The sequence below is a fragment of the Stenotrophomonas sp. PA-6-5C genome (assembly GCF_021605635.1).
GTDB lineage: Bacteria > Pseudomonadota > Gammaproteobacteria > Xanthomonadales > Xanthomonadaceae > Stenotrophomonas > Stenotrophomonas lactitubi.
Window position 1 is genome coordinate 20,372 of the sequence record NZ_WKEE01000044.1, and the last position, 26,492, is coordinate 46,863.

Below are 26,492 nucleotides of genomic sequence, written 5' to 3' on the forward strand. Positions count from 1 at the left end.
GTTGAACACCTCGCCGGACCCGCGCTGGGCACCGCATGCAACCGTCGCCACCGTGGTGGTCGAAGGCGGCCGGGTGCTGCTGGTCGAAGAGACCATCGAAGGCCGGCAGGTGCTGAACCAGCCGGCCGGGCACCTGGAGCCGGGCGAAAGCCTGGCTGCAGCCGCCCTGCGCGAGACCGTCGAGGAAACCGGCTGGACGGTGGAGCTGACCGCCTTCATCGGCTGCTACCAGTGGACTGCCGCTGACGGCACCCCGTTCCTGCGCTTCTGTTACGCCGCGCGCCCGGTCTCGCACGACCCGGCGCGGCCGCTGGATGCCGGCATTGATCGGGCGCTGTGGATGACCCCGGCCGAACTGCAGGCCGCCGCCGGACGCCAGCGCAGCCCGCTGGTCTGGCAGGTGCTGGCCGACTACCTGGCCGGCCAGCGCTACCCGCTTGCACTGGTCAGGGAGGTCGCATGAGCAGCCCACGGGTGATGGTTGGCGTGTCTGGCGGCGTGGACTCTTCCGTCGCCGCCTGGCGCCTGGTACAGCAGGGCGAGGCCGTGGCCGGTCTGTTCATGCAGAACTGGGCCGACGATGGCAGCGGCGACTGCCGCGCCGAGGACGACCGCCGCGATGCGGTGGCTGTCTGCGGGCTGCTGGGCATCCCGTTCCATTTCCGCGATTTTTCCAACGAGTACTGGCAGGGGGTGTTCGAACACTTCCTTGCCGAGTACGCCGCCGGCCGCACGCCGAACCCGGACGTGCTGTGCAACCGCGAAGTGAAGTTCAAGCACTTCCTCGATGCGGCCCGCGAGCTGGGCGCCGAGCGGATCGCCACCGGCCACTACGCGCGCATTGCCCAGCGCGGCCATCAATGGCTGCTGCTGCGCGGTGCCGACCGTTCCAAGGACCAGAGCTACTTCCTGCACCAGCTGGGGCAGGAACAGCTGGCAGCCACGCTGTTCCCGATTGGTGATCTGGAAAAGAGCGACCTGCGCCGGATTGCCCGCGACGTGAGCCTGCCGACCCACGCCAAGAAGGACTCCACCGGCATCTGCTTCATCGGCGAGCGCGATTTCCGCGAGTTTCTCGGACGCTACCTGCCGGCCAAGACCGGGCAGATCCTCGACCCCAGCGATGGCAGCGTGATCGCTGAACATCCTGGCGTTTTCTATTTCACCCTGGGCCAGCGCGAAGGCCTGAACATCGGCGGCGTGCGCGGCCGCCCTGCCGCTCCCTGGTACGTGGTCGGCAAGGACGTGGCCAGCAACGTGCTGTACGTGGACCAGGACCGTGACAGCCCGTGGATGCTGTCCAACCGGCTGCGCTCGGAGACCGCGCACTGGATTGCCGGTGCGCCGCCGGCACGGCGTTTTGAATGCACCGCACAGACCCGCTACCGCCAGCCGGATGAGCCGTGCACGGTGGACGTGCTGGACGACGGCAGCGTGCAGGTCTCCTTCGCCCGGCCGCAGCGTGCAGTCACCCCCGGGCAATCCCTGGTGCTGTATGACGGTGAGGTCTGCCTGGGTGGCGCGGTGATCGCCGCCACCGACGCGCCGCTGGAACAGCGCCTGCGCACCACCCCTTCTCCTTTTGAGGTACTCGCTGCATGAGTTTCACTGTCGACGACCGCGTTCTGGCTTTGGCCGGCATTGCCCAGGCCCTGCAGCAGGTACGCCGTATCGCCGATACCGGCCATTCCGACGCCGCTGCCGTGCGCACCGCCGTGGACAGCGTGTTCCGCATCGATGCGTCCTCGCCGCAGGCGGTGTTTGGCGATCGGCACGCGCTGAAGTCGGGCCTGCGCCTGCTGCACAACCATTTCCGCAACCAGGGCCAGGACCCGATCCTGCCCAAGCTGGCGCTGTCGGTGCTGCAGCTGGAGCGCCGGTTCGTGCAGGACGGCGCCACCGTGAACAAGGTCGCCTCGGGCATCGAGCGCGCCCAGCAGCAGGCCGCCGAGCTGGGTGACAGCGGCCATCCCGATGTACTGGCCGCCCTGGGCGGCCTGTATGCGGACACCATCAGCCACCTCAAGCCGCGGGTGATGGTGCAGGGCAACCCGCACTACCTGGGCCAGGCCGGCGTGGTCGCCGAGATACGTGCACTGCTGCTGGCCGCCGTGCGCGCCGCGGTGCTGTGGCGGCAGCTGGGTGGCAGCTACTGGGACTTCCTGCTCAGCCGCAAGGCGATGGTCGAGGCCGTGGACCGGCAGCTGGCCTGACATTCACAGCCGCCGGGCATGGCCCGGCGAGCGCGCCGCGCGACAGCACACCAAGCGCCGGAAAACCGGCGCATTCAGAATGCATTTCGAAGCACATCGACGTTAAAGAGAAGGGGGGTACGGCCGATACATCCTCCGTGCACCTCCCGAGAACGTCCATGTACTCACGCATTTTCATCCGTCTGGCCGCCCCCCTGGCTCTGACCCTGCTGCTCCCCTTCGCCATCGGTTTCGAATGGCCGGTCGCCCTGCGCTGGGCGATCCTGACCACGATGACGCTGAGCTGGCTCGGCTTTGCGTGGTGGACCGCCCGCGCCCAGGCGCACCGTTCCCCGGAACATGCCCGCGTCCTGCGCGAGCAGGACCAGCTGCTGACCGAACTGCGCAACTTCGTCGGCAACGAGATCGACGGTTCGCGTGGCGAAGTGGAACGCGCCCGTGACCTGATCCGCCAGGCCGTCTCCAGCCTCGGCGGCAGCTTCGATGCGATGAACCGCAAGTCGCGCCAGCAGAGCCAGGCACTGTCGCGCATCGTCGACCGTGCGGGTGACGAAGGCGGCGCCGGCCTCGACGTTGCCCGCTTCGCCCAGCACGCCAGCCACCGCATGGAACAGCTGGTGGAAGCGCTGGAACAGGTGAGCGGCCAGAGCAGCACCACCGTGCAGCACATCGACCAGATGGCGCAGCACTTGGATGGCATCTTCGCGCTGCTGGAAGACGTCAAGTCGATTGCCGACCAGACCAACCTGCTGGCCCTGAACGCCGCCATCGAAGCTGCACGTGCCGGTGAAGCCGGTCGTGGCTTCGCCGTGGTCGCCGACGAGGTCCGCAACCTGTCCGAGCGTTCGACCACGTTCAACGAACAGATCCGCAAGCTGGCGCACAGCTCCAAGGATGCCATCGCCAAGGTCCGCGAGACGGTTTCGCACATGGCCTCGCGCGATATGGACCGTTCCCGTGAAGCGCGCCAGGAAGCTGCGGCGATGCTGGACAACGTGGCGCAGATCAATGCGTCGCTGGGTGACGGCATGCGCGAAGTGTCCGACTGCGCGCGCTCGATTGATGGCAGCGTGGCCGAAGCCGTGCGCGCCCTGCAGTTCGAGGACATCGCCACCCAGGCGCTGGGTGGCGTACATACCCACCTGGACCGCCTGACCGCGATCAACCGCGAAGCGGTGGCCCTGCAGGAACTGCTGCACCGCAACGGCGGCGTGTTCGACGAAGAGATCGCCACCGCCCTGCAGCGCACCGGCAGCCGCCTGCGCGAACTGCGCAGCGAATGGGAACGCCCGCCGCACAAGCCGGTTGCCCAGCAGAGCATGGGCGCCGGTACGGTCGAGCTGTTCTGATCCTGATGTCCGCTGCCTCTTCCGGCAGCGTGCGAGGCCCCGGTTCTGCCGGGGCCTTTGCGTGTGACCCGCCTTTGGATGCATCCTGCAAGCGCACCATGACCCTGATCCGCGCCCTGCCCCCGATCAACGAGAACGAACGCCCGCGCAATGCGAGCGTACGTGAGCAGCTGCGGCAGCTGGAAAATGTGGCCCGCGAAGAAATACAGGAGCTGCAGCAGCTGGCCGATGCGCGCCCCTCCCCGGTTGTGGCTGGTGACGACCTGCTGGGGTTGGCGTGGGACCTGGGCTTGGATGGCAGTGCGTTGAAGTAGATCCACGCCATGCGTGGATAGCTTTCACCACTACCCGTTCCGAACTCATGGCATGATCCGTCCATGCCACCTACGGCTGGACACGGAGTGTCGTCGCATGAGCATGACGTTCATGACCTGGTTGGGATTTGCTGCGATGGTGATCATCGCGCTGTCATTTACGTGGCGCCCCGCGTACGCCACGTTGCGACCGCCCCGGCATAGGCCAGTCGCCTTCCTGTTTGGCGGCCTGTTTTTCATCGTGCTCGCCTTTGCAGCTGCGTGGATGGCCGCCACTGCCATAGACACCGGGCAGGTTCATCTAAGCCATCACCGGTACGGGACCCTGGACGCGATGCGGGACATCGAGCCGATTGCCTATTGGGCAATCGTGGTCGTGGAGTACTCACTGGGGCTCATGTCCGCCAGCTATTCCATCGCAAGCATCGCGCTGATGGACCGTTGAATCCACGCCGCGCGTCGATCCGCCTCACCGCATGGCATGGCATGATGCGCCGGTCCCGCTCATGGAAGACCGATGGCCATCGCCCTGATCGCATTGCTGCTGATCGAAGTCCTGCTGCTGGTGATGTGGGCACCGTTCTTCTTCCGCGCCGGCATCGTCCTGTTCAACCAACGCGTCGCCGCTACGCCGGCCGAGCTGGCCCAGCTTTCGTTGGCCGGCCTGGAGCATGACCTGCCCACCGACACCTGGTTGCGTCTGGTGTTCCATGCGCTGCCTGACGGCAGCATCGCCTTCCGCGAGAGCTTCGCGCCCAGCTTCGGCGGTCGCTACTTTCCGCTGATGCGCGGTCGGGTGATGATCGACGCGCGGCGCCGGGAGGTGCGGGTGGTCGGGCTGTGCAGCTGGTTCGCGCTGGGCCTGACGCTGATGCTGGTACCGATGATCCTGGTCCGCCCGGCGGCGTCGCCGATGCTGGTGGCCCTGTTGCTGTTCTATATGGGCTACTACATCCAGCGACGGCGCTATGCAGGCGTGGTCGAAGCGGTACGCGCACGGCTGCGGTCCGAATTCCCACAGCGCCTGGTTGCCGCGCGATAGTAGATCCACGCCATGCGTGGATGATCGCGCGTGCAGGCATCAGTGCCGACCAAGGTCGGCATCTACCAGAGCAGTGTAGATCCACGCCATGCGTGGATGATCCCGCGTGCAGGCATCAGTGCCGACCAACGGTCGGCACCCACCAAAGCAAGGCCGCGGCGCCTCAGCGCGCCAGCAGCACTTCGCTGGCGGCGTCGGTGCGGCCTGGCGCGAGGTGCTGCTGGCGCAGCCACTGGGCCAAGTCGCGCGGGCTGAGCGGGCGCGAGTACAGGTAGCCCTGGATCTCGTCGCAGCCCTGGCGGCGCAGCATGTCCTCTTCCTGGTGCGTTTCCACGCCCTCGGCCACCACTTTCATGCCCAGCGCGTGGCCAAGATGAACGATGGCCTGGGTGACCTCGGCGGTACCGGAATCATGCAGCATGCCCTGCACGAAGCTGCGATCGATCTTCAGGCGACCAACCGGGAAGCGATTGAGGTAGTTGAGGTTGGAGAAGCCGGTACCGAAGTCATCGACCGCCAGCGGCACGCCATGCCGTTCAAGCACATCAAAGCAATGGCGCAGGATGTCGGTGTCGCGGATCAGGGCAGACTCGGTCAGTTCCAGCTCCAGCCGCTGCGGCGGCCAGCCGTGCGCGTGGCAGATCTCGATCACGCGTTCGGCAAAGCCACGGTCACGCAACTGCACCGCCGACACGTTGACGGCAATGCGCTCGAAATGCAGGCCGGCACGGTCCCATGCTGCCGCCTGGCGACAGGCTTCGGACAGCACCCAGTCGCCGATGCGGACGATCTCGCCGCATTTTTCGGCAATCGGAATGAACTCCGCAGGGCTGCAGTAGCCGATCCCCGGACGATGCCAGCGCAGCAGCGCCTCGATGGCTGGCGGCTCGCCGTGATGCGCGTGCAGCAGCGGCTGGTAGGCCAGGCTGAACTCATCGCGCTCGATGGCGCCATGCAGGCCGTGCTCGATCTCCAGCCGGCGCTGGATCCGTGCCAGCGCGTCCTGGCTGTAATACTGGTAGGTGTTGCGACCGGCTTCCTTGGCCGCGTACATCGCCGCGTCGGCAGCGCGCAGCAGTGAATCGAAGTCGGTCTGGCTCTCGCCCAGCATGGCGATGCCCACGCTGGCGCCCACCTTCAGGGTCGTATCGCCCCGACGCAGCGGCTCGGCCAGCGAATTGATCAACTTGCGCGCTACATGGCCAGCATCTTCCGGCTCGGCCAGGTCGCGCAGCACCACGATGAACTCGTCGCCACTGAAGCGGCCAAACAAGTCGTTGTTGCGCAGGTTCTGGTGCAGCCGGGTCGCAGCAGCCTTCAGCAGCGCATCGCCGGTGGCATGGCCGAAGCTGTCGTTGATGTTCTTGAAGCCGTCCAGGTCGATGAACAGCATGGCCAGCGAGGTGCCGCGATCGCGCGCTTCCTCGATGGCCTCCGATGTCTGTTCACCCAGTAGAACGCGGTTGGGCAATCCGGTCAGCAGATCGTAGTGCGCCAGCAGCTCGATGCGTTCGTTGGCTTCACGCTCGCGGGTGATGTCACGGAACAGGACCACGAAGCGTGGCGGCAGGCCATCGCGACGATCCAGTTCGATCAGCACCTGTACCCACACGCGCAGGCCGGATTGGCGGTAGAAGCACAGATCCAGCTGCTCGGGCAGTCCACCGCCGGCGATCCGCCCCAGCGCCGCTTCAAACGCCGCACGCGAATCCTCGGCATACAGTGCGAGGGCCTGGTCGAGGGTGATCGGCTCCTTGCGCAGGCCGTGGATGCGATAGCACTCCTCGGTCCATTGCATGTTGCGCGTGGCAACTTCAATCTCGCAGCCGCCAATGCGTCCGAGCGCGGATACGCGGTTGAGCAGTTCGGTGCGCCAGCGGATGAGGGCGTCGGTCTGGTGCTGTTCGGTGATGTTCTGCACCTGCCCCAGCAAGCGCCTGGGTTGGCCGTCCATGTCCAGCAGCGGTTGCATCCACAACCGCAGGTGCTGGGAGGGCTCGTTGCCGCGGGTCAGTTCCAGTTCGATGTTGGCGGCCCGGCCATCACGCCACAAGCGCCGCCAGGCTGCACGCAGTGCGCCGCGTGAGCGGGGGTGCAGCTGCTTCAGCCAGCGTCGCTGCCCGGGGATGCTGCCCTGCTGCAGCGCCAGCAGCGAGCGCAGCTCCGGCGACCACCAGAAATGGCGGCTGTGCGGATCGAACGACCAGCTACCCATGCTGGCGATGCGCTGGGCTTCGCGCAGATGCAGCTGTTGCTCCTGCAGCATGGCTTCCAGCTGCTTCTGCTGTTCGATGTCGGTATGGGTGCCGACCATGCGCAGCGGCTGGCCATCGGCGGTACGGGCCACCACCCGGCCACGGTCCAGCACCCATCGCCACTGGCCATCGGCCTGGCGGAAGCGGAACTGGGCGCTGTACTGCTCACTGTCACCGTGCAGGTGTTCATCCAGCGCGGCGCGCACCTGGGTGATGTCGTCGGCGTGCACGCGCGCCAGTATCTGTGTGGCAGTTTCCTCACCCAGCGCGGGCGTGCGGGCCACCCTGTCGCTGGGGATGTCCCAGTCCCACAGGCTGTGGCCGGCGCTGTCCAATGCAAGTTCCCAGCGACCGCCACCATCAACCGGCACCGGCTCGGGCACGCTGAGGGTGAAGGCGAGCAGGTTGCCGCTGCTGTCATGCACGGCGCGCAGGTGGCCATCGTAGTGGCCACGTGGGCCGCCCGGCAGCGTGCAGGCGACGATGCCACCGTCGGCAGCCAGCAGGCGCAGGTCTTCCAGCATCGGCGCGTAGGCGGCCACCGTGGCCGGCAGGCCATGCTCGCGCGCAGCCGGATTGGCCGCGAGCGGGCGCCCGCTGCGGTCGACGATGACCAGCGCCGAGGCGAGCGGATGCTGCAGCAGGCTGGCGATGATCCCTTGGTCCACGCGATCTTGCTCCGGATGAAACGCCCGACAGCGGGGCACGCAGTGGTTAACGGCGCCTGCGGCGGATAATTGAGTGGCCAGGGCACACCCGCGCGGTAAGATGACCGGCACCCCTCTTCCCTGCCCTCCTCCCTGCCCTGTCCATGCCCGTAGAACCGACCGGCACTGCCCCTGTTCCCGACCCGCGGATGGCGCAGGCGCTGGGGCGCGACCGTCGGCGCGTGGTGCTGAGCTACCTGGCGATGGCGCTGGCCTGGATGATCGCCACAGACGGCGCGGTGACAGCGCTGGTGCCCGACCCGCAGCAGGCGGCACTGTGGCAGAGCATGAAGGGAGCGTTCTTCGCCCTGGCCAGCGCGGGCCTGCTGTACCTGCTGCTGCGGCCGCTGGCCGAGCACGTGCTGCACACCCATGCCCGCCTGCAGGCTTCCGAGCTGCGCCTGCGGCAGATGTTCGAAGGCAACCCCGGCCCGATCCTAGTCTATGACCTGGACACGCTGGCCATCCTCGACGCCAATCCGGCCGCCTGCAGCACCTTCGGCTGGGACCGCGACGCGCTTCTGGCACAGACCATCGACGTGCTCTGGCCACCGGGCCAGGACCAGGCGTTGCAGACCAAGCTGGAAGAGATCCGCGAGGCACCCGAGCAGCTGTGCATCCTGCGCGCGCAGTTGCAGCTGCGCGATGGCAGCCTGCGGCAGATGGAACTGCGCTCGAACGCGATCGACTACGACGGGCACACGGCGCGCCTGCTGATCGCCATCGACCGCACCGCCGAAGACCTGGCCCAGCTGCGACGCGACCAGGCATTGGCCCGGGTGGAAGAAGCCCACGAACTTGCGCGGATCGGCGCATGGGAACTGGACCCGTCCACCGGCCAGGGCCGTTACTCCAACCAGGTCTATCGCCTGCTGGGCCGACGCCCGCCCGAAGCGCGACGCTGGCATCGTTTCGATGAACTGCTGGTGGCGGCCGACCCGGCCACCGCCGCACAGACCGAGCAGGTGCTGGCCGGGCTGTGCTCCGGTGAGCAGGTGCAGGTGGATGTGCTGCTGCCGGTACTGGCAATGGATGGCCGCGCGCTGATGGTGCACCTGCGCGCTGCCAGCGGTGTGGATGAGGCCGGCCGTGACCGGATCCTGGGCACCCTGCAGGACGTGACCGAACGTGAGCAGTCACGGCGCCTGCTGCGCGAACGCGAGGAGCAGTTCCGCGAGCTGGTGCGGGTGTTGCCCGATGGCGTGGTGATTCTGTCCGACGAACATGTGCTGTATGCCAACGCCTGGGCGGCCAGCCTGTTCGGCTACGGCAGCCACACGCTGCTGGGCGAACCACTGTCGGCCTTGGTGGCAGGCGCCGATCTGGCCCGGACGCGCGCGCAGATGCGCGCTGGGCAGCCCCAGCACAGCCCGGGCCACAGCAGTGTGGTGGCGATGCAGCGTGCCGATGGCCGCAGCTTCCAGGCAGGTCTAGCGGTGGGTGACGTGCGCTATGGCGGGCGCGACTGCAAGCTGCTGATCGTGCGCGACCTGAGCGAATCGGAGCAGATCCGCAGCGCGCTGGAGACCAGCAACCGCGAGCTGCAGGCGATGGCCGGTCGTCTGTTCTCGCTGCAGGAAGACGAGCGCCGGGCAATCTCGCGCGACCTGCACGATGACATCGGCCAGGCGATCACCGCGATCAAACTTTCGGCCTATGCGGCGCAGGACGAGGACGATGCGCAACGGCGCGGCGAGGACCTGGCGCAGATCGTCAGCCTGGCCGATACCACCGTCGCCAAGCTGCGCGACATCTCCACCCTGCTGCGGCCGCCGCAGCTGGATGCGCTGGGCCTGGAAGCGGCGTTGAGCTGGCAGGCACGCGTGCTGTTCCGCTCGTCCAGCGTCGAGCTGCAGGCCGAAATCGAATCGCTGCCCACGCGCCCGGACAACAGCATCGAACAGGCCTGCTTCCGCATCGCCCAGGAAAGCCTGACCAACGCGCTGCGCCACGCGCGCGCCAGCCAGGTGGTGCTGCAGCTGCGCGACGTCGACCAGCGCGGGCTGCACCTGATGATCCGTGACGATGGCGAAGGGTTCGATCCGGATGGCCCGCGCGGCCTGGGCCTGATCGTGATGCGCGAGCGTGCGCAGAGCGTGGGTGGCCATGTCCGGATCGAGTCGGCGCATGGCGCCGGTACCCTCGTCGATGTCCACCTTCCTTACCAGGCCGCTGTTACCGCGGCCGTCGAGTCAGCGGAATACTGAGCCCATGTGGAACCCCAACCTGCCCCCGGTCAGCATCGATGATGCGCCTGATCGCCTTGGCGCCGGCAACCCCGAGCTGCAGGCGATGGTCGCCGAAGCCGCTTCCGGAGGCACCGCGCTGATGCTGATGCATGTGGACATCGATCACTTCGCCTCGGTCAATGAAAACATGAGCGCGGAGGTCGGTGACCAGGCGCTGGTGCTGGTCGCCCAGCGCCTGCAGTCCTACCTGCGCGGACGCGGCAAGTTGTGGCGGCATGGCAGCGACGAGTTCCTGATCGCCGTGCCGCGCACCGCCGATCTGCCGCTGGCCGAGGATTTCGCCGAAGAGATCCGCCAGCAGATGGAGCTGCCCCTTTCGGTACTGCCCTATACGCTGTTCATGACCGGCAAGCTGGGCGTGAGCCTGTGCCCGGAGCACGCCAGCAATGCCTCGCGCCTGCTCGACCATGCAGAGGACGCGCTGTACCAGGCCGCCCGCGAAGGTGGCAATGCGGTGCGCATCCATGCGGTGGACACGCCGCCGAGCGCACATAGCGAGAGCATCATCGCGCGACAGATCGTCGATGCCATTCCCAACGGCGAACTGAAGCTGCGCTACCAGCCGCTGGTCAGCGCCCGCGATGGCCACGTGGTGGGCATGGAGGCGCTGCTGCGCTGGCAGTCGCCGACCCTGGGCATGCTGGTGCCGGAGCGGTTCATGCGCACCGCCGAGCGCCTGGGCATCATCGTGCAGATCGGCACGTGGGTGCTGGAAGGCGCGTTGAAGCAGGCCCGGCTGTGGCGCGACCAAGGCTTCGATGACTTCACCATCGCGGTGAACGTATCCACCCTGCAGCTGCTGCGACCGAACTTCTTTGCCGAAGTGATGGGCGTGATCCAGGCCTCTGGCGTGCCGGCGCAGATGCTGACGCTGGAGATCAACGAAAGCGCGCTGACCAACAACGTCAACTTCGTCCACGAAACGCTGGCCAACCTGCGCAACGAAGGCATCAGCCTGAGCCTGGACAACTTCGGCACCGGTGATTCGAGCCTGAGTGCGCTGGTGCGCTACCCGGTGGACAAGCTGAAGATCGACCGCAGCTTCATCAAGAGCGCGCCGGCCGGCAATCGTGAAGCGGCGATCGCCCGCGCGATCATCGCGATGGGCCACCAGCTGGGCATGACGGTGATCGCCAACGGCGTGGAGTCGCAGGCGCAGCTGGGCTTCCTGCGCCGCAACGACTGCGACGTGTTCCAGGGCTATCTGTTCGGCGAGCCGATGTCGGCCGATGCCGCGGGCATGACCCTGCGTCGCCGCTACCTGCGCCCGGAAGCGTTCGCCGAAACCCGGCCGGACCGCACCCTGCTGCTGCTGGACGACGAGGAGAACGTGCTGCGCTCGCTGGTGCGCCTGTTCCGCCGCGACGGCTACCGCATCCTGGCGGCAGGCAACGTGCGCGACGCGTTCGATCTGCTGGCGATCAACGACGTGCAGGTGATCCTGTCCGACCAGCGCATGAGTGACATGAGCGGCACCGAGTTCCTGGGCCGGGTGAAGATGCTGTACCCGGACACGATCCGCCTGGTGTTGTCCGGCTATACCGATCTGAACACGGTGACCGACGCGATCAACCGCGGTGCGATCTACCGGTTCCTGACCAAGCCGTGGAATGACGACGAGCTGCGCAAGCACATCCACCAGGCATTCCGTACGTACGAGGAACAGCGGCGCAGCAATGGCGGGCAGGTTGCCGCCGAGCCGGCTGATGGTGGCGAGGATCGGTCACCGCTGCGCTGAACCTGCACACGGGGTAGTGCCGGCCGCTGGCCGGCAGCTGCGGGGTAGCCGGTTTCATCGGGTTGCCGGCCAGCGGCCGGCACTACCAGAGGCCTTTACCGTGGCTGCTTGATCGGCAGCACCAGGCGGAAGCGCGAGCCGACGCCTGGCGTGCTGTCCAGGTCGATGCGGCCGTGGTGCTTGTTGATGATGCTGTAGGAGATCGACAGACCCAGGCCGGTACCGCTGCCCACCGGCTTGGTGGTGAAGAACGGATCGAAGATGCGCTGGCGCAGTTCCGGCGAGATGCCACCGCCGGTGTCTTCAAATTCCACCCACACCGTGTCGCCGTCCACGCCGGTACGCACGGTGATCGTGCCGCGCTCGGCAATGGCATGGCCGGCGTTGAGCAGCAGGTTCATGTAGACCTGGTTCAACTCCGACGGCAGGCATTCCACCAGCGGCAGCTGGCCGAACTCGCGTACCAGGTGCACCTTGTACTTGAGCTCGTTCCAGATGATGTTGATGGTCGATTCAAGGCCGGAATGCAGGTCGACCAGCTTCCACGACTCATCGCGGCCGGAATAGGAGAAGTCCTTCAGGTCGCGCACGATGCGGGTGACCCGCTCGATGCCTTCGCGTGATTCGGCCATCAGCTGCGGCAGGTCGCGGCTGATGAAATCGATGTCCAGGCGGTCACGGATATCGTCGATTTCCGGAATCAACGCCTTCGGGTCCGGCGCGCGCAGAGCACGTTCGTAGGCTTCGATCACCGTGAACAGGCTACGCAGATATTCCTGCAGGCTGCCCAGGTTGGAATGCACGTAGCCGATCGGGTTGTTGATCTCATGCGCCACGCCGGCAGCAAGCTGGCCGATGGAGGCCATCTTCTCCGACTGCAGCAGCTTTTCCTGGGTACCGTTCAAGCGCAGGTACGCCTGGCGCAGTTCGGCATGGCGCTGCTGCAGTTCGCGCTCGTAGTCTTCCTGGCCTTCGATATGGCGGAACAACGCCAGGTAGTGCCCCGAACCGGGCTCGCCATGGAAGTACAGATGGGCGATGACCACGCCCTCGCCCAGCGGCAGGCTGCCATTCCAATGACCGTGCTGGCGCGCATGTTCGAGGGCATCCGGCGGCAGCAGCTCGCGCAGGCGCTGCGGCGGCGGCAAGGCGCTTTCGTCGCTGCCCAGCAGGCTCTGTGCGGCCGGGTTGGCCAGGGCCACCTGTCCATCTTCGGTGAACAGCAACAGACCTTCGCGCAGGCGCTCAAGCAGGGCCTGCAGCACCGGTTGCGGCGGAAGGGGGGCGGTAACCAGAACGTTGGCAGCAGACACGGCGGCTCGGGGCGATCAAACAGGCGCCCAATATACGCGTTCATGCGGCGGCCGACAGCCGCCATCGGACGCTCAGCCGACCGCCGGCCTGTCAGGCGACGGCGAGTGGCCGCCGCGCGGTGACGGTGTGCGACTGGCCCTTGGCATCGTATGCCGAGGACTCTTCGGTGCGGCCCATCTGGCGCAGTGCCCAGTTGACCTCGCGCCGGCGCCGCGACAGCAGCACGCCGTTGGCGCGGTTGCGCTCGGCCAGTTCCTGCAGCTGCTCGCCCTCGCCCACCGGCGGCGTGCCTTCCAACGCACGCAGCGCTTCCAGCTTCGCACCGGTGGCACGGATCAGGGCATGCACGTCGTGCTCGACCAAGGCCTGGCGTTCAACGTCCAGGGCCTGGGCAAGGCGCTGCAGCGGCTCGCTCATCGCCGCGGTCATCCTTGCAGCTGCTGGTCCAGTTCAAGCATGCGCGAAGCAATCGCGTCCGGATTGATCTTGTAGGTGCCGTTCTGCAGCGATTCGCGCACTGCTGCAACACGCTGGGCGTCGATCGCCGGGGCGGTGCTCAGCTCACGCTCGATGGCCTGCAGGTTGGTGGCTTCGCCGGTCAGGCGCAGGCTGTCGGCCGCCTCGACCGGACGTGCCGCCGAATCGGTGCTCACGCCGGGCTTGGCGGCCGGGGTGGTCACGCTGCGCAGTGCCTGGGGGACCTGCAGGTTGCCGTCGATTTTCTGGCTCATGGGGTGTCCTGGAGTTGCCGTACACAAGGGATAACGACCGCAGGGCCGTGATCTTTAGGGGAATTCTGCATTATTTCAACGCGCCACGATTACGTCACCGGCCGCGTCCACCGTGCCCTGCACGATACGGCGCGAGGACAGGTTTTCCACTGAGACGCGCTCGTTCTGGCCGGCATCGCCCAGTGCGCGCCCGGCGATGCGGACCTCGACCGAACCACGCCGCGATACCAGTGCCACACTGTCTCCTCGCTTGATGAGACGCTGCGCGACCAGATCGTTGCTCGACAACAGGGTTCCCGCCGGCAACGGCCGACGGGCGATGCGGCCGATCGCTGCAGAAGGATCGGCCAGCACTGCGCCGGCAATCCGTGCCGCGTCACGCTGGGCAGTAGTGATATCGGCGGCGGCGATGGATTCTCCAGTGCCAATGCCACGGGTCAGTACCAGCACGGTCTGGTTGCGGCGCACCTTCACCGGCACGAACAGGCGCCAGCCACCGGCATCCGGGCAACTCACCTCCACGGTGGTATTGGCCGTGGGCTGCACCTGCAATGCTCCACCACATTTTGGAAGACGCAGCGCATCGGCGACGACGGCCTCACCTTCGGTGCCGGTCGCAAGGGTCGACAACGCTGCAGCGCGGATGCTGGCCACCGGCTGCCAGTCGGCCGCAGTCGCCCACGGCGCGGCCACGGCCAGTGCAATGGCAAGGAAAGAAGCAATGCGGCGCATGGCGCCTCCTGTCGGTAAGACCTGGCCCAGACGCGTGCAAGGCGCGTGCCACAGGGAGGGGGCGGAAATCTTCCCGGGCCGGGCCCTGTACACAGGCCCTCAAGTTCCGCCCTGCCCGCGCCGATACAGCAGCCATGTCCCATGACCTGCTCAACCGGATCGACCAGCGAACCCGACTGGCCGGCCACAATCGCCTGGCGCTGCTGCTGTTCCGCCTCGGCGGACGTCAGCTTTTTGGCGTCAACGTCTTCAAGGTGCAGGAAGTGCTGCGCCGCCCGGAACTGTTCCAGGTGCCCGGCCTGCCCGGCCAGTTTGCCGGCGTGGCCGATGTGCGCGGCCGCTCGGTGCCGGTGCTGGACCTGGGCTTGGCCATCGGCCACCCCGAGCGTGAGCCGGATGCGGACACTGCGCCGGGTTACCTGGTGGTGACCGAGTTCAACCGCTCGATCCAGGGCTTCCTGGTCAGCGGCGTGGAGCGCATCGTCAACATCGCGGTGGAAGACATCCACCCGCCACCGGAACTGGGTGCTGAATCCAGCTACCTGACAGCGGTGACCCGCTTCCAGGGCGAGCTGATCCAGGTGATCGACGTGGAAAGCGTGCTGGCCGACATCGCCCAGGTCCGCGGTGAAGCGGTGCTCGACCCGGCCATGGCGATGCCTGCCGATGCCCCGCAGCTGCAGGTGCTGGTGGTGGATGATTCACGGGTGGCCCGCCAGCAGATCCGCAGCGTGCTGGACCAGCTGGGCGTGGGCGCCACTCTACTCTCGGACGGCAAGCAGGCGCTGGACCACCTGCTGCAGATCCACGCTTCGGGCGAAAACCCCGCCGATCGCTACGCCATGGTGATCTCGGACATCGAGATGCCGGCGATGGACGGCTACACGCTGACGACGGAAATCCGGCGCCATGCCGGCCTGTCCGGGCTGTACGTGCTGCTGCATACCTCCCTGTCGGGCGTATTCAACAATGCGATGGTCGAGCGCGTGGGGGCCAACGCCTTCGTCGCCAAGTATTCGCCGCACGAGCTGGCCGACTTCGTGCTGGACCGCCTGCGCAAGGTGGCGATGGCGGCGTAAGGTCGCCGCCCCGATACGGTAGCGCCGGCCGCTGGCCGGCAACCGCTGACACAACGGGGAGCCGGCCAGCGGCCGGCACTACCACCACGGTTTGGCACACCCCTTGCAGCTTCCCGGGCAATGTTCCCGTGGGAGTGCACCGTGCGCAACCTGATTACCGACTACCTGGGCGTCCATGCCCAGGCAATGCCGTTGCGCGAACAGCGCATGAAGCTGATCGCCAGCAACCTCGGCAATGCCGACACCCCCGGCTACAAGGCCCAGGACCTGGACTTCGACTCGGCCCTGCGCCATGCCCAGGGCCTGGATGCCAACGGCCTGATGACCACCACCAACGAGCAGCACTACGAAATCAGTAGTGGCCTCAACCCGTTCCAGGTGGCCCGCGAGGGCGTGCAGCCCAGCATCGACGGCAACACCGTCGACCCCGATGCCGAACGCGCCGCCTATGGCCGCGCCGCCCTGGAATACCGCGCTTCGCTGAGCTTCGTCGAAAGCAAGGTGCGTTCCATGCTCACCGCGATCACGGGGCAATAAGCCATGAGCAACCTGCCGATCTTCGATATCGCCGGCTCCGCGCTGCAGGCGCAGTCGGTGCGCATGAGCACCATCGCCTCCAACCTGTCCAACGCTGACAGCATCGCCGGCTCTGCCGACGCGGTGTACAAGCCGCTGGAACCGATCTTCCAGGCGGTCACCAGCAAGACCGATCCGAACATCACCTCGGTGCAGGTCAAGGAGATCACCCAGAGCAACGCGGCGCCGATCAAGCGCTACGAGCCGGGCCATCCGCTGGCCGATGGCGATGGCTACATCTACCAGCCCGACGTCGATCCGGTTGCGCAGATGGTCAATCTGATCTCCACCTCGCGCAATTACCAGGCCGGCGTTGAGATGTTGACCACCGCCAAGGAACTGGCCCTGGCCACCCTGACCATGGGCCGCTGAGGCCCGCTGCACCGGACGCCGCCATGACCACTGCCGTCAACAACCAGAGCAACCAGGACGTCTACACCGCCCTGGGCCTGAACGCCCCCAACAGCAACGCCACCAAGAAGAAGAACACGCTGGACCAGGCCGATTTCCTGCGCCTGATGACCGAACAGCTGCAGCACCAGGATCCGCTGAAGCCGATGGACAACACGCAGATGGTCTCGCAGATGGCGCAGATGTCGACCGTGCAGGGCATCACTGATCTGAACAAGTCGGTCAAGGGCTTCCAGGAGTCGATGGCCAGCGACCAGGTGCTGCGTGGCGCGGCGCTGGTCGGCCACCAGGTGCTGGTGCCGTCGGAAAAGCTGGTGCTGGAGAAGGAAGGTTCGGTGGAAGGCACGGTTGCCGCACCGGCCGCCGGCATCGTCACCGTGGACGTCACCGACGCCAACGGCGCCAAGGTCACCTCGATCAGCGTGGAAGCCAAGGCTGCCGGCGAGACCGCGTTCACCTGGGACGGCAAGGACGCCAACGGCAAGCGCATGGAGCCGGGCAAGTACAACATCGTCGCCAACCACGTCGACACCACCGGCAAGAGCACCAAGCTTTCAACCTTCGTGCAGGCACCGGTGGAAAGCGTGACCGTCGGTTCCGACGGCCTCTACCTGAATCTCAAGGGCCTGGGCACGGCCCCTCTCGACTACGTGCTCCGCGTCAGCTGAGCCGCACCCACCGCATCCAACAGGAGCATCCCATGGGCTTCAACATTTCCCTGTCCGGCATCAACGCTGCCAACTCGGACCTGAGCGTCACCGCCAACAACGTGGCCAACGTCAACACCACCGGCTTCAAGCAGTCGCGTGCGGAATTCGCCGACCTGTTCGCCGCCACCAGCTACGGCCTGTCCAGGAACGCGATCGGTTCGGGCGTGCGCGTCTCCAACGTGGCCCAGCAGTTCATCCAGGGCAACAACGAGCAGACCGGCCGCAGCCTGGACATGGCCATTTCCGGTGAGGGATTCTTCACCATGAACATGAACGGTGCACGCGTTTACTCGCGCGCCGGCAACTTCCAGACCGACGCCGACGGCTACGTGGTCAACCCGCAGGGCGCACGCCTGCAGGTGTTGGCACCGAACGCCGACGGTACCAACTTCGACGCCGGCCGCCTGGTCGATCTGCAGCTGCTGACCACCGACAGCCCACCCAAGCAGACCAGTGAAGTCAAGGTCGGCTTCACCCTGCCGGGCAATGCCAAGCAGCCGACGGTGGCCACCTTCGACCCCACCAACTCCAACAGCTACAGCCACTCCAGCGGCGGCATCACCGTGTATGACTCGCTGGGCGTCAGCCATACCCAGGTGTCCTACTTCGTCAAGGAAGCGGCCACCAACGCGTGGACGGTGCACAACTACGTCGATGGCCAGCCGGCCGGTACGCCGACTCCGCTGACCTTCGACAACGCTGGCAAGCTGACCGCGCCGGCCAACGGCAAGATCAGCCTGGGCACCTTCACCCCGACCACCGGTGCTGGCGTGCTGAACATGACGCTGGATGTGGGCGGCTCGACCCAGTACGGCGAGAAGTTCGCCCTGCGCAACACCCAGCAGGATGGTTACGCGGCCGGCAAACTCAACGAGATCACTGTTTCGGAAACCGGCGTGGTGTACGCGCGCTATTCCAACGGCGACGACAAGCCTTTGGGCCAGGTTGCGCTGACCAGCTTCAACAATCCGCAGGGTCTGGAACAGAAGGGCAACAACCTGTGGGTGGAGACCTTCGATTCGGGCACGCCGCGCACCGGCCCCGCCGACACCTCCAACCTCGGCAAGATCCAGGCCGGTTCGCTGGAGTCCTCCACCGTCGACCTGACCGAACAGCTGGTCAACATGATCACCGCGCAGCGCAACTTCCAGGCCAACGCGCAGATGATCACGACCCAGGACCAGATCACCCAGACCGTCATCAACATCCGTTGATGACCTGCTGACCCTGTCACGGAACTCCCCGCATGGATAAAGCCCTTTACGTGGCGATGACCGGTGCCCGCGCCTCCCTGCAGGCGCAGGGAACGCTCAGCCACAACCTCGCCAACTCGGACACCCCCGGCTTCAAGGAAGCGCTGGCCAATACCGAAGCCTTCCCGATCCGTGGCCCGGGCTTTGCCTCGCGGGTGGATGCACTGCACGTCGATGCGGGCTTCAACCGCACCGCCGGCGCGCAGCACATCACCGGCAAGCCGCTGGACCTGTCATTGCAGACCGGCACCTGGCTGGCCGTGCAGTCCACCGATGGCAGCGAGGCATACACCCGTGGCGCCGCGCTGTCGGTGACTCCAAACGGCCAGCTGGTGACCTCCAGCGGCCGTCCGGTACTGGACGACAACAACAACCCGATCGCGATCCCGCCCTACCAGGCGATGGAGATCGGCAACGACGGCACGATCTCGATCATCCCGCAGGGCGAAGGCCCGCAGACGATGGCGATGATCGGCCGGATCAAGGTGGTGCAGGCGCCGGATGAACGCCTCGAACGCGGCCTGGATGGCCTGTTCCGCAATACCGATCCGCTGCAGCCGTTCGCCCAGGCACAGGGCACGGCGGTGCACAGCGGCCAGCTGGAAGGCAGCAACGTCGATGCCGCCGGTGCGCTGGTGCAGATGATCCAGCTGCAGCGCCAGTACGAAATGCAGGTGCAGGTGATCAAGCACGGCGATGACAACGCGCGCAGCGCCAACAGCCTGTTGCGCCTGGGCAGCTGACGGAATTCCGGCACCGGCCTGCGCCGGTGCTGGCACGCCGCTTGCACTCCCTACCCCATGGGCCGCATCGCGCGGCCGGCTTCACCCAGACAGGACTCCGAAGATGAACCAGGCATTGTGGATCGCTAAAACCGGACTGGATGCGCAGCAGATGCGCATGTCGGTGGTTTCCAACAACCTCGCCAACACCAACACCACCGGCTTCAAGCAGGACCGCGCCAGCTTCGAGGACCTGTTGTACCAGCAGGTGCGCCAGCCCGGTGGTTCGTCTTCGGCACAGACCCAGCTGCCTACCGGCCTGCAGATCGGCACCGGCGTGCGCGTGGTAGCCACCGCCAAGAATTTCGAGCAGGGCAGCCAGCAGCAGACCGGTCGCGCGCTTGACGTGATGGTCAACGGCCGCGGCTTCTTCGAAGTGCAGATGCCCGACGGCAGCTCGGCCTACACGCGCGACGGCTCGTTCAAGATCAACCAGGACAGCGAGCTGGTCACCAACAGCGGCTACCCGGTGCAGCCGGGCATCCAGATTCCCGAAGGCGCGCAGTCGGTGACCATCGGTACCGACGGCACCATCAGCGTGAAGATGGCCGACGGTGCGGCATCGGTGGAAGTGGGTGCGCTGACCCTGACCGACTTCGTCAATCCGGCGGGCCTGCAGGCACGCGGTGAAAACCTGTTCCTGGAAACCACGGCCTCCGGCCCGGCACAGAACGGCAACCCCGGCCTTAATGGACTTGGCACCGTGGTGCAGGGTGCGCTGGAAGGCAGCAACGTCAATGTGGTGGAAGAGCTGGTGTCGATGATCGAAACCCAGCGCGCCTACGAAATGAACGCCAAGGCGATCTCGACCACCGACTCGATGCTGGGCTACCTCAGCAACAAGCTCTGACCGCCCTCACCGGGAAACTGCCATGTCGCCCCTCTCTTCCTTCGCCCGTACTGCCCTCGCCTGCGCCGTGGCTGCCCTGCTCGGTGGCTGCGTGATCGCTGGCGACGTGCGCCCCTATCCGACGATGGCGCCGTTGCAGCCGATCATGCCGCCGCAGGCCGAGCCAACCGCGGGCGCGATCTACGCCGCAGGCCCGACCCTGCAGCTGTATTCGGATCGCCGTGCGCGCGATGTCGGCGATCTGTTGACCATCACCCTGCTGGAAAACACCACCGCGCAGACCAGCGCCAACACCGCCACCAACAAGGAATCGAACCTGAGCCTCGGCACGCCGTCGATTCTCGGTGCACCGGTCACCCTGGGCGGCAAGGACATCCTGAGTGCAACCGCCAAGGGCGCGCGCGATTTCACCGGCAAGGGCAACAGCGCGCAGAGCAACCGCCTACAGGGCAACGTGACCGTGACGGTGGTGCAGCGCCTGCCCAACGGCAACCTGGTGGTGCAGGGGCAGAAGAACCTGCGCCTGAACCAGGGCGACGAACTGGTGCAGGTACAGGGCATCGTGCGCCCCGGCGACATCAGCGCGGACAACACCGTGCCCTCCAGCCGCGTGGCTGAAGCGCGCATCGTCTATGGCGGCCGCGGCCCTGTTGCGCAGTCCAACGCGATGGGTTGGCTGAGCCGTTTCTTCAACTCCGGCCTGACGCCGTTCTGAGTATGGCCATGAAAGCTCCCTTCTCTTCTACGTGGCAGCGACGCATGGCGTCGCTCTACGGATCATTCTTCCTCCTGCTGGCCGTGGCGGCCCCGGCCAGCGCCGAGCGCATCAAGGACCTCGCCCAGGTGGGTGGCGTGCGTGGCAATGCGTTGGTGGGTTATGGCCTGGTGGTCGGCCTGGATGGCAGCGGTGACCGCACCAGCCAGGCGCCTTTTACCGTGCAGAGCCTGAAGAACCTGCTGGGCGAGCTGGGCGTCAACGTGCCGGCCAACGTCAACCCGCAGCTGAAGAACGTTGCGGCCGTGGCGATCCATGCCGAGCTGCCGCCGTTCGCCAAGCCCGGCCAGCCGATCGACATCACCGTGTCCTCGATCGGCAACGCCGTGTCGCTGCGCGGTGGCTCGCTGCTGATGGCGCCGTTGCGCGGTGCCGATGGACAGATCTATGCGATTGCCCAGGGCAACCTGATCGTTGGTGGCTTCGGTGCGCAGGGCAAGGATGGTTCGCGCGTCTCGGTGAACGTGCCCAGCGTCGGCCGCATTCCCAACGGTGCGACCGTTGAACGCGCCCTGCCCGATGTGTTCGGTGCCAGCGGCGAGATCACCCTGAACCTGCACAACAGCGACTTCACCACCATCTCGCGGATGGTGGGTGCACTCAACAATGCCTTTGGCGAGGGCTCGGCCCGCGCCGTGGACGGTGGCACGGTTGCCGTGCGTGCACCGACCGATGCCGGTGCACGCATCGGCCTGCTGGCCCGTATCGAAAACCTGGAACTGACCCCGGGCGCTGCACCGGCCAAGGTGGTGGTCAACTCGCGTACCGGCACCGTGGTCATCGGCCAGCAGGTGCGGGTCGGCCCGGCCGCGATCTCGCATGGTTCGCTGACGGTGACCATCCAGGAGAACACCAACGTCAGCCAGCCCAACGCCTTTGCCGGTGGCCAGACCGTGGCCACGCCGCAGTCGACCATCACCGCCACCAACGATGGCAGCCGCATGTTCAAGTTCAACGGCGGTACCACCCTGGACGAGATCGTGCATGCGGTGAATGCGGTTGGCGCGGCACCGGGTGACCTGATCGCGATCCTGGAAGCACTGAAGCAGGCCGGTGCCCTGAGCGCCGAGCTCGAGGTGATCTGACATGCGCATCACTCCCGCATTCGAACTGAGCCCCGCACAGCAGAACGACCCGGCCAAGATCGACAAGGTCGCGCGCCAGCTTGAAGGCCAGTTCGCGCAGATGCTGGTCAAGAGCATGCGTGATGCCAGCTTCGGCGATTCGCTGTTCCCGGGCGAAAACAAGATGTTCCGGGAGATGTACGACCAGAAGATCGCCGAGGCGATGACCCGCGGCAAGGGTCTGGGCCTGTCGAGCATGATCACCCGCCAGTTGTCCGGCGCGCAGGCCGATGGCCCGGCACTGGATACCCGGGTGGACCCGGCCAAGGCCAGCCGCGCCTACCAGCTCAATGCGCCGGCGGCGCCGTCGCTGCCGCTGCAGGATGCTGGCCAGGCTGTGCGCATGCTGCAGCAGATGGCGGCCGGTGTGCAGGAGGGCGCGCAATCCTCGGTCGCACCTATGGAGCAGGCGCTGGATCTGATTGCGGGCCGGGAAAGCAGCGGCATGCACCGTTCGCTGGGCACCGACGACCCCTATGCCGGCACCATCGGTGGTGCCGATTGGGCCGCTGCCAGCGACCAGTGGGCACCGACCGCCAGCAACCGCGGCAGCAGCGGCACCCCGGCCGATGCGCTGGCTACCCGCACCGCCGTCGCCCAGTTGGGCGCACACACCCCGGAAGGCTTCGTTGCCAGCATCTGGCAGCACGCGCAGAGCGCGGCCAAGGAACTGGGCGTGGACGCCCGCGCCCTGGTTGCGCAGGCCGCGCTGGAAACCGGCTGGGGCAAGCGCCAGATCAAGCATGCCGACGGCAGCACCTCGCACAACCTGTTCGGCATCAAGGCCACCGGCTGGAAGGGCCAGAGCGCCACCGCCGGCACCCATGAGTACGTCGATGGCGTGCGCCGCAACGAGACCGCCAGCTTCCGCGCCTACACCTCGCCCGCGGAGAGCTTTGCAGACTACGTGCGCCTGCTGAAGACCAGCCCGCGCTACCAGCAGGCACTGCAGGCCGGCACCGATGTGCAGGGCTTCGCGCGCGGCCTGCAACGCGCCGGCTATGCCACCGACCCGCGTTACGCGGCCAAGATCGCCGCGATCGCCGGCGGCCCGACCATCGAGCGCGCCGTGGCCGCCGTGGCCGACGCCGGCTCACGCATCGGTCAGACCTTCGCCAGCACCGCAACCGCGGCGCTGGGTATCACTCGTCGTTGAGGAACCCCATGTCCAGCGTACTTTCCACCGGTACCAGTGCCCTGCTCGCCTTCCAGCGTGCGTTGGCCACCACCAGCCACAACGTGGCCAACCTCAACACGCCCGGCTACAGCCGGCAGAAGGTCGACTTCGCCACCGCCACCCCGCAGAACTACGGCTACGGCGACGTTGGCAACGGCACCCGCATCGTCGACATCCGTCGCGCCGCCGACCAGCTGGCGATCTCGCGCCTGCTCGACAGCAGCGGTGAGCTGGCGCGCCTGAAGCAGCTTTCGGGCATGGCCGACCGGGTCAATGCGCTGTTCTCCGACGCGGCCACCAACGTGGCCGGGGTCTGGTCGAACTTCTTCGACACCGTCAGCGGCCTGTCCTCCAACGCGGCCGGCACTGCCGACCGGCAGAACATGCTCGATGGTGGCAAGGCGCTGGCCAACCGCTTCAGCCAGCTCAACACCCACCTGAACAACCTCAATGGCGAGGTCAACAACGGGTTGATGGCCGGTGCCACCGAGGTCAACCGGCTGGCGTCGGAGATCGCGCAGATCAATGGTGCCATCGGCACCAACATCGCCAACGCCGCGCCCGACCTGCTGGACCGCCGCGATCAGCTGATCTCGCAGCTGGTTGGCTACACCGGCGGCACGGCGGTGATCCAGGACGGCGGCATCATGAACGTCTACACCGCCGGCGGCCAGGCGCTGGTGGTGGGCACCACCGCATCGAAGGTCACCACGGTGGCCGACCCGTACCAGCCCGAGCGCCTGCAGCTGGCGCTGCAGACCCAGGGCGGCACCATCACCCTGGACCCGAAGGCGGTGGGCGGCCAGATCGGTGGCCTGCTCGAGTTCCGCGACACCGTGCTGACCCCGGCCCAGGCCGAACTGGGCAAGCTGGCGGTCGGTCTGGCCGAGACCTTCAACAGCACCCATCGCCAGGGCGTCGACCTGTACGGCAAGATGGGCGGCGACTTCTTCAATATCGGCACGCCGCGTGTCACCGGCAATGCCAGCAACACCGGCACCGGTTCGATCAGCGCCAGCTATGGCGACCTCGGCAAACTGGAAGCGCAGAACATCGTGCTGAAGTTCGATGGCAGCAACTGGGCTGCCAGCCGCGCCGACACCGGCGCCAGCGTGCCGCTGACCGGCACCGGTACTGCCGCTGACCCGTTGGTCATCAACGGCGTGAAGCTGGTGGTCGGCGGTACCCCGGCAGCCAACGACCGCTTCCTGCTGCAGCCGACAGCCGGCGTGGCCGGCAGCCTGGAGATGGCGATCACCGATCCCTCGCGCATTGCCGCGGCGGCCGCGATCAAGGGTGCGGCGGCACTGGCCAACACCGGTACCGGCAAGCTGAGCGGCGTGACCGTGACCGACTCGGCCAACGCCAACCTGCGCAATCCTGCTGCGATCGTGTTCACCTCGGCCACCACCTACACCATCGATGGTGGCCCACCGCAGACCTACACGCCCGGCCAGACCATCAGCGCCAACGGTTGGAGCTTCGTGCTCGATGGCGTGCCGAAGAATGGCGACACCTTCAACATCACCCCGACCCCGGCCGGCTCGTCGGACAACAGCAACGCCACCAAGCTGTCCAAGGTGGAATCGGCCAAGGCGTTCAACGCCGGCACGGTGACACTGGGCGGCGCATTGGGCGGGCTGACCACCCAGGTCGGTGCCGCAGCGCGTTCGGCGGAATATTCGCTGGGGGCGCAGCAGGTGATCGCCGACCAGGCGCAGGCAGCGCGTGACGAAGTCTCGGGCGTCAACCTCGATGAGGAAGCGGCTGACATGCTGCGCCTGCAGCAGGCCTACCAGGCCGCCTCGCAGCTGATCTCCACCGCCGACTCGATGTTCCAGACCATCCTGGGAGCCGTGCGCCGATGAGCAACCGCATCTCCACCGGAATGATGTACAGCCAGTCGGTGGCGCTGATGATGGCCAAGCAGGCCAAGCTCAGCCACCTGGAACAGCAGATCGCCACCGGCAGCAAGATCGTCAGTGCCAAGGACGATCCGGTCGCCGCAGGTGCTGCGGTTGGCCTGGACCGCAGCCTGGCCGCACTGGAACGCATGAAGCTCAACGGCAACAACGTACAGAACCGCCTGGGCGTGCAGGAAAACACCCTCGCCCAGGTCAACGACCTGATGGCGCGCGTCAACGATCTGACCATCCAGGCCAGCAATCCCGCATTGAGTGCGCCTGACAAGAAGACCCTGATCACCGAGTTGAACCAGATCCGCGACGGCCTGCTGTCGCTGGCCAACAGCAGCGACGGCACCGGTCGCTACGTGTTCGGTGGCACCAACGACAGCGATCCGCCGTTCGCCAAGATCGACGGCAAGGTGGTCTATCGCGGCGACCAGACCCAGCGCCAGGTGGAAGTCGGCCCGGATACCTACGTGCGTGATGCCCTGCCCGGCAGCGAGATCTTCCTGCGCATTCCCACCGGCGATGGCTTCGTCGATGGCAGCGCAGCGGCAGGCAACACCGGCAACGGCGTGCTGACCAACATCACCCGCGACGGCAGCGACAGCTGGAACGGGCAATCATTCAGTGTGCGCTTCACGGCGGCCAACCAGTACGAAGTGCTCGACGGTGCCGGCAACGTGACCAGCACCGGCACCTACAAGGCTGGCAGCGAACTGGAGATCAACGGCGTTCGCCTGCAGATCGCGGGCGCGCCAGCGGCAGGTGACAGCTTCAACGTGCAGGCCGCCAGCAGCCGCGACATCTTCGGCACCATGGACAAGCTGATCGCCGCCCTTGACGCCGATACCGGTACGCCGGCCAAGTTGGCTGCGCAGCAGAATGAACTGCAGAGCGCATTGCGTGATGTCGGCCGCGCTGCGGAACGGATGATCGATTCGCGTGCCGCCGGCGGTTCGCAGTTGAAAGCACTGGACAATGCGGCGGAGATGCGTGAGGCCAATGGCGTGACGCTGAAGACCACGCTGTCGCAGATGCGCGACCTGGACTACGCCGATGCATTGAGCCAGTACCAATTGGAAAGCACTGCGCTGCAGGCGGCACAGACACTGTTCTCGCAGATGCAGTCGATGTCGCTGTTCAACAAGATCCGCTGATTCCACGCGCCAGCGTTGGAGCCCAAGGCCGCGATGCCCTGCAT

The 26,492-nt window shown here is 66.5% G+C and carries 26 protein-coding genes; 21 read left to right on the top strand and 5 right to left on the bottom strand.

The genetic code is table 11. The features are described from left to right. The first annotated feature begins 1 nt into the window (after position 1). The 7 genes from GIW57_RS17380 to GIW57_RS17410 all read left to right on the top strand — a co-directional run bounded on the left by GIW57_RS17380 (position 2) and on the right by GIW57_RS17410 (position 4,918). Positions 2–463 (top strand): NUDIX hydrolase, encoded by a 462-nt coding sequence (locus GIW57_RS17380; RefSeq protein WP_236512129.1) that lies wholly within the window; start codon positions 2–4, stop codon positions 461–463. Beyond that, complete coding sequence (mnmA, locus tag GIW57_RS17385; protein ID WP_089241078.1) at positions 460–1,602, top strand: tRNA 2-thiouridine(34) synthase MnmA; 1,143 nt, start codon at positions 460–462, stop codon at positions 1,600–1,602. The genes GIW57_RS17380 and mnmA overlap by 4 nt, the downstream gene beginning before the upstream one ends. Further along, positions 1,599–2,213, top strand: coding sequence for a high frequency lysogenization protein HflD (gene hflD, locus GIW57_RS17390; protein WP_089241076.1), 615 nt, complete (start codon positions 1,599–1,601; stop codon positions 2,211–2,213). The genes mnmA and hflD overlap by 4 nt, the downstream gene beginning before the upstream one ends. A gap of 158 nt (positions 2,214–2,371) precedes the next feature. After that, a complete protein-coding gene (locus GIW57_RS17395) occupies positions 2,372–3,562 on the top strand; it encodes a methyl-accepting chemotaxis protein (RefSeq protein ID WP_108267587.1) in 1,191 nt (396 codons plus the stop codon). Between the two features lie 98 nt (positions 3,563–3,660). Beyond that, positions 3,661–3,876, top strand: a complete 216-nt coding sequence (locus tag GIW57_RS17400) for a hypothetical protein (RefSeq protein ID WP_236512131.1) — start codon at positions 3,661–3,663, stop codon at positions 3,874–3,876. 97 nt (positions 3,877–3,973) lie between these two features. Next, positions 3,974–4,321 (top strand): hypothetical protein, encoded by a 348-nt coding sequence (locus GIW57_RS17405; RefSeq protein WP_100465316.1) that lies wholly within the window; start codon positions 3,974–3,976, stop codon positions 4,319–4,321. 72 nt (positions 4,322–4,393) lie between these two features. Further along, positions 4,394–4,918: a hypothetical protein gene (locus GIW57_RS17410; RefSeq protein WP_100465315.1), complete on the top strand. Its 525-nt coding sequence runs from the start codon at positions 4,394–4,396 to the stop codon at positions 4,916–4,918. Between the two features lie 163 nt (positions 4,919–5,081). On the opposite strand, the gene GIW57_RS17415 is transcribed toward GIW57_RS17410, so the two are convergent. Then, positions 5,082–7,841, bottom strand: a complete 2,760-nt coding sequence (locus GIW57_RS17415; RefSeq protein WP_236512132.1) for an EAL domain-containing protein — start codon at positions 7,839–7,841, stop codon at positions 5,082–5,084. 143 nt (positions 7,842–7,984) lie between these two features. Between GIW57_RS17415 and GIW57_RS17420 the strand changes: the two genes are divergently transcribed. Continuing rightward, positions 7,985–10,087, top strand: coding sequence for a PAS domain-containing sensor histidine kinase (locus tag GIW57_RS17420; protein WP_100465313.1), 2,103 nt, complete (start codon positions 7,985–7,987; stop codon positions 10,085–10,087). A gap of 4 nt (positions 10,088–10,091) precedes the next feature. Continuing rightward, positions 10,092–11,867, top strand: a complete 1,776-nt coding sequence (locus GIW57_RS17425; RefSeq protein WP_236512134.1) for an EAL domain-containing protein — start codon at positions 10,092–10,094, stop codon at positions 11,865–11,867. Between the two features lie 95 nt (positions 11,868–11,962). Here the strand turns inward: GIW57_RS17425 and GIW57_RS17430 are convergent, their stop codons facing one another. The 4 genes from GIW57_RS17430 to flgA form a co-directional block, all read right to left on the bottom strand. Further along, a complete protein-coding gene (locus GIW57_RS17430) occupies positions 11,963–13,180 on the bottom strand; it encodes an ATP-binding protein (RefSeq protein ID WP_236512136.1) in 1,218 nt (405 codons plus the stop codon). Between the two features lie 91 nt (positions 13,181–13,271). Further along, the gene (locus GIW57_RS17435) at positions 13,272–13,610 is read right to left on the bottom strand and encodes a flagellar protein FlgN (RefSeq protein WP_208081380.1); all 339 of its coding nucleotides are present in this window, start codon (positions 13,608–13,610) and stop codon (positions 13,272–13,274) included. After that, positions 13,607–13,912 (bottom strand): flagellar biosynthesis anti-sigma factor FlgM, encoded by a 306-nt coding sequence (flgM, locus tag GIW57_RS17440; RefSeq protein WP_025879113.1) that lies wholly within the window; start codon positions 13,910–13,912, stop codon positions 13,607–13,609. The genes GIW57_RS17435 and flgM overlap by 4 nt, the downstream gene beginning before the upstream one ends. A gap of 75 nt (positions 13,913–13,987) precedes the next feature. Continuing rightward, positions 13,988–14,644, bottom strand: a complete 657-nt coding sequence (gene flgA, locus GIW57_RS17445) for a flagellar basal body P-ring formation chaperone FlgA (RefSeq protein WP_236512138.1) — start codon at positions 14,642–14,644, stop codon at positions 13,988–13,990. Between the two features lie 134 nt (positions 14,645–14,778). On the opposite strand from flgA, the gene GIW57_RS17450 reads away from it, so the two are divergent. The 12 genes from GIW57_RS17450 to flgL all read left to right on the top strand — a co-directional run bounded on the left by GIW57_RS17450 (position 14,779) and on the right by flgL (position 26,448). Then, on the top strand, positions 14,779–15,723 hold the full coding sequence (locus GIW57_RS17450) for a chemotaxis protein (RefSeq protein ID WP_089241055.1): 945 nt from the start codon (positions 14,779–14,781) through the stop codon (positions 15,721–15,723). Positions 15,724–15,864: 141 nt separating this feature from the next. Beyond that, entirely contained in the window at positions 15,865–16,260 is a 396-nt protein-coding gene (gene flgB, locus GIW57_RS17455; protein WP_089241053.1) for a flagellar basal body rod protein FlgB, read from the top strand. Between the two features lie 3 nt (positions 16,261–16,263). Further along, on the top strand, positions 16,264–16,671 hold the full coding sequence (gene flgC, locus GIW57_RS17460) for a flagellar basal body rod protein FlgC (protein WP_025879109.1): 408 nt from the start codon (positions 16,264–16,266) through the stop codon (positions 16,669–16,671). Positions 16,672–16,694: 23 nt separating this feature from the next. Further along, the gene (locus tag GIW57_RS17465) at positions 16,695–17,378 is read left to right on the top strand and encodes a flagellar hook capping FlgD N-terminal domain-containing protein (RefSeq protein ID WP_100552488.1); all 684 of its coding nucleotides are present in this window, start codon (positions 16,695–16,697) and stop codon (positions 17,376–17,378) included. A gap of 32 nt (positions 17,379–17,410) precedes the next feature. Next, a complete protein-coding gene (gene flgE, locus GIW57_RS17470; protein ID WP_100465309.1) occupies positions 17,411–18,634 on the top strand; it encodes a flagellar hook protein FlgE in 1,224 nt (407 codons plus the stop codon). 32 nt (positions 18,635–18,666) lie between these two features. Next, complete coding sequence (locus GIW57_RS17475) at positions 18,667–19,416, top strand: flagellar basal body rod protein FlgF (protein ID WP_099818408.1); 750 nt, start codon at positions 18,667–18,669, stop codon at positions 19,414–19,416. Positions 19,417–19,519: 103 nt separating this feature from the next. Next, on the top strand, positions 19,520–20,305 hold the full coding sequence (flgG, locus tag GIW57_RS17480) for a flagellar basal-body rod protein FlgG (RefSeq protein ID WP_025879105.1): 786 nt from the start codon (positions 19,520–19,522) through the stop codon (positions 20,303–20,305). Positions 20,306–20,327: 22 nt separating this feature from the next. Then, positions 20,328–21,020: a flagellar basal body L-ring protein FlgH gene (gene flgH, locus GIW57_RS17485; protein WP_025879104.1), complete on the top strand. Its 693-nt coding sequence runs from the start codon at positions 20,328–20,330 to the stop codon at positions 21,018–21,020. 2 nt (positions 21,021–21,022) lie between these two features. Next, positions 21,023–22,165 carry a flagellar basal body P-ring protein FlgI gene (locus tag GIW57_RS17490; protein ID WP_329605774.1) on the top strand — a complete coding sequence of 381 codons (1,143 nt, stop codon included), beginning with the start codon at positions 21,023–21,025 and terminating at the stop codon, positions 22,163–22,165. A gap of 1 nt (position 22,166) precedes the next feature. Continuing rightward, positions 22,167–23,360: a flagellar assembly peptidoglycan hydrolase FlgJ gene (gene flgJ, locus GIW57_RS17495; RefSeq protein WP_236512142.1), complete on the top strand. Its 1,194-nt coding sequence runs from the start codon at positions 22,167–22,169 to the stop codon at positions 23,358–23,360. A gap of 8 nt (positions 23,361–23,368) precedes the next feature. Beyond that, complete coding sequence (gene flgK / locus GIW57_RS17500) at positions 23,369–25,249, top strand: flagellar hook-associated protein FlgK (protein WP_236512144.1); 1,881 nt, start codon at positions 23,369–23,371, stop codon at positions 25,247–25,249. Further along, entirely contained in the window at positions 25,246–26,448 is a 1,203-nt protein-coding gene (flgL, locus tag GIW57_RS17505) for a flagellar hook-associated protein FlgL (RefSeq protein ID WP_236512145.1), read from the top strand. Before flgK ends, flgL begins: the two co-directional genes overlap by 4 nt. The last annotated feature ends 44 nt before the right edge of the window (positions 26,449–26,492 follow it).

Bases quoted from the DNA above. Each gene is read 5' to 3' on its own strand.
- GIW57_RS17425 (WP_236512134.1), top strand. From the start codon at position 10,092: ATGTGGAACCCCAACCTGCCCCCGGTCAGCATCGATGATGCGCCTGAT.
- mnmA (WP_089241078.1), top strand. From the start codon at position 460: ATGAGCAGCCCACGGGTGATGGTTGGCGTGTCTGGCGGCGTGGACTCT.
- GIW57_RS17400 (WP_236512131.1), top strand. From the start codon at position 3,661: ATGACCCTGATCCGCGCCCTGCCCCCGATCAACGAGAACGAACGCCCG.
- GIW57_RS17435 (WP_208081380.1), bottom strand. From the start codon at position 13,610: ATGACCGCGGCGATGAGCGAGCCGCTGCAGCGCCTTGCCCAGGCCCTG.
- GIW57_RS17410 (WP_100465315.1), top strand. From the start codon at position 4,394: ATGGCCATCGCCCTGATCGCATTGCTGCTGATCGAAGTCCTGCTGCTG.
- flgA (WP_236512138.1), bottom strand. From the start codon at position 14,644: ATGCGCCGCATTGCTTCTTTCCTTGCCATTGCACTGGCCGTGGCCGCG.
- hflD (WP_089241076.1), top strand. From the start codon at position 1,599: ATGAGTTTCACTGTCGACGACCGCGTTCTGGCTTTGGCCGGCATTGCC.
- flgL (WP_236512145.1), top strand. From the start codon at position 25,246: ATGAGCAACCGCATCTCCACCGGAATGATGTACAGCCAGTCGGTGGCG.
- GIW57_RS17475 (WP_099818408.1), top strand. From the start codon at position 18,667: ATGGATAAAGCCCTTTACGTGGCGATGACCGGTGCCCGCGCCTCCCTG.
- flgH (WP_025879104.1), top strand. From the start codon at position 20,328: ATGTCGCCCCTCTCTTCCTTCGCCCGTACTGCCCTCGCCTGCGCCGTG.
- flgJ (WP_236512142.1), top strand. From the start codon at position 22,167: ATGCGCATCACTCCCGCATTCGAACTGAGCCCCGCACAGCAGAACGAC.
- flgG (WP_025879105.1), top strand. From the start codon at position 19,520: ATGAACCAGGCATTGTGGATCGCTAAAACCGGACTGGATGCGCAGCAG.
- flgC (WP_025879109.1), top strand. From the start codon at position 16,264: ATGAGCAACCTGCCGATCTTCGATATCGCCGGCTCCGCGCTGCAGGCG.
- GIW57_RS17420 (WP_100465313.1), top strand. From the start codon at position 7,985: ATGCCCGTAGAACCGACCGGCACTGCCCCTGTTCCCGACCCGCGGATG.
- flgK (WP_236512144.1), top strand. From the start codon at position 23,369: ATGTCCAGCGTACTTTCCACCGGTACCAGTGCCCTGCTCGCCTTCCAG.
- GIW57_RS17465 (WP_100552488.1), top strand. From the start codon at position 16,695: ATGACCACTGCCGTCAACAACCAGAGCAACCAGGACGTCTACACCGCC.
- GIW57_RS17450 (WP_089241055.1), top strand. From the start codon at position 14,779: ATGTCCCATGACCTGCTCAACCGGATCGACCAGCGAACCCGACTGGCC.
- GIW57_RS17405 (WP_100465316.1), top strand. From the start codon at position 3,974: ATGAGCATGACGTTCATGACCTGGTTGGGATTTGCTGCGATGGTGATC.
- flgM (WP_025879113.1), bottom strand. From the start codon at position 13,912: ATGAGCCAGAAAATCGACGGCAACCTGCAGGTCCCCCAGGCACTGCGC.
- GIW57_RS17490 (WP_329605774.1), top strand. From the start codon at position 21,023: ATGGCCATGAAAGCTCCCTTCTCTTCTACGTGGCAGCGACGCATGGCG.
- flgE (WP_100465309.1), top strand. From the start codon at position 17,411: ATGGGCTTCAACATTTCCCTGTCCGGCATCAACGCTGCCAACTCGGAC.
- GIW57_RS17395 (WP_108267587.1), top strand. From the start codon at position 2,372: ATGTACTCACGCATTTTCATCCGTCTGGCCGCCCCCCTGGCTCTGACC.